Genomic DNA, 1,515 nt, shown 5'->3' with positions numbered 1-1,515 from the left:
CCCGGCACGTGGGCGAAGAAGCCGATGTGGCGGCGCACGTCGTCGCCCTCGGTCTTCACGTTGGCGCCAAAGACGTACGCGTCGCCCGCCGAGGGCTTCAGGAGCGTGGCCACGATGCGCAGCAGCGTGCTCTTGCCGCCGCCGTTCGGCCCGACCAGGCCCAGGAACTCGCCGTCTTCCACCTCCAGGTTCACGTCCTCGAGCGCGGGTACGCCGTCATAGGCGAACGAGACGTTTTCCAGCACGATGACCGGGGCCGTCATTGCATCGCCTCCGCGAACTCCCGCGCCACACGCTGCAGGTTATTCATGTAATCCTCGGCCAACGGATCCACGGCGACAACGCGTGCGCCAATGGCCTGCGCGATGGTCTCGGCCGCGCGCCGACTGAACTGCGCCTGAACGAAGATCACCTTCACCCGCTCCCGTCTGCCGATGTCGATCACCTGCGCGAGCGTGCGCGCGCCCGGTTCCTTGCCGCCCGCTTCAATCGGGATCTGCTTCAAGCCGTAGGTGTCGGCAAAATAGCCCCAAGCGGGGTGAAACACCATGAAGTTGCGCGTGCTCACATTTTCCAGCAGAACGCGGATATCATGATCCAACCGATCGAGATCCGCCGCGAACGCCTCGTAGTTTGCGCCGTACGCGGCCCGGTGCGTGGGATCGAGTTCCGACAGCGTGTCGCGGATGTTTGCCGCCATGATCTTCACCAGCGGCGGGCTGGTCCAGATATGGGGATCCGCAAGCCCCGGCTGCGCCGCAGGCGCGCGCGTGCCCTCCGATCGCTCCACCTCGCGCGCAGGGATACTGCGGCGCATGTCGATGATGCGCATGCCGGGATTGGCAGCCGCGATGCGCTTCATCCAGACCTGCTCGAATTCCACGCCGATCCCGAAATAGACGCGCCCCCCGGCCAGCCGCGCAAGCTGATTGGGGGTCGGCTCGTAGGTTTCGGGACTCTGACCCGGCCCGACCATCACCGAGACCGCGACGCGTTGTCCGCCGACACGCTCGACGAAATACTTCTGCGGCAGGATGCTCACGAACACCTCGATCGGCGCGGCCGGCGGTTCCGCCGCGCGTGCCACGCCGAGCAACGCAAGAAGCAGCAGCAAGGCGCCGCTCCAAAGCCGCCGCATGCCGTGTCGCCAAATCACAGCAACGCCTCCAGTACGGCGATGAAGCGCGCGTTGTCCTCCGGCAGCGCGGTGGTAACGCGCATGTAACCCGCGCCGAGACGTGGGTCGTTGAGCGGCTTCACCAGGATGTTCTGCGCTTTCAGATGCCCGGCGAGCGCCGCGGCATCGTACGGTGCGAAATCGGCAAGGAAGAAATAGGTCTCGGTCGGATAGGTACGGATGCCGAGTTCGCGCAGCTGCGCGGCAAGTGCTTCGGTCCACAGGCGCAACTGTTTGGCACGTGCCCGGATTTCGTCCTCGTGCTGCAGGGTGGCGATGGCGGCCGCCTCGCTCGGGCGGGCGAGCGGGTAGGCATCGTTGTGCTGGTTCAGGTCATC

The 1,515-nt window shown here is 65.9% G+C and carries 3 protein-coding genes; all 3 read right to left on the bottom strand.

The window, feature by feature from the left end:
• The coding region (locus tag WB402_RS01450) for an ATP-binding cassette domain-containing protein (protein ID WP_424205037.1) at positions 1 to 263 on the bottom strand (263 nt) is incomplete at its 3' end.
• Positions 260 to 1,138: a metal ABC transporter solute-binding protein, Zn/Mn family gene (locus WB402_RS01445; RefSeq protein WP_424205035.1), complete on the bottom strand. Its 879-nt coding sequence runs from the start codon at positions 1,136 to 1,138 to the stop codon at positions 260 to 262. The genes WB402_RS01445 and WB402_RS01450, both read right to left, overlap by 4 nt.
• Positions 1,139 to 1,152: 14 nt before the next feature.
• Positions 1,153 to 1,515, bottom strand: a 363-nt coding sequence (locus tag WB402_RS01440) for an aminotransferase class I/II-fold pyridoxal phosphate-dependent enzyme (RefSeq protein WP_424205033.1), incomplete at its 5' end; no start/stop codon positions are given.

Source organism: Sulfuricaulis sp. (genome assembly GCF_049587675.1).
Classification (GTDB): Bacteria; Pseudomonadota; Gammaproteobacteria; order Acidiferrobacterales; family Sulfurifustaceae; genus Sulfuricaulis.
The sequence above is the reverse complement of the archived record's forward strand: the minus strand, read 5'-3'. Positions and strand labels throughout refer to the sequence as shown.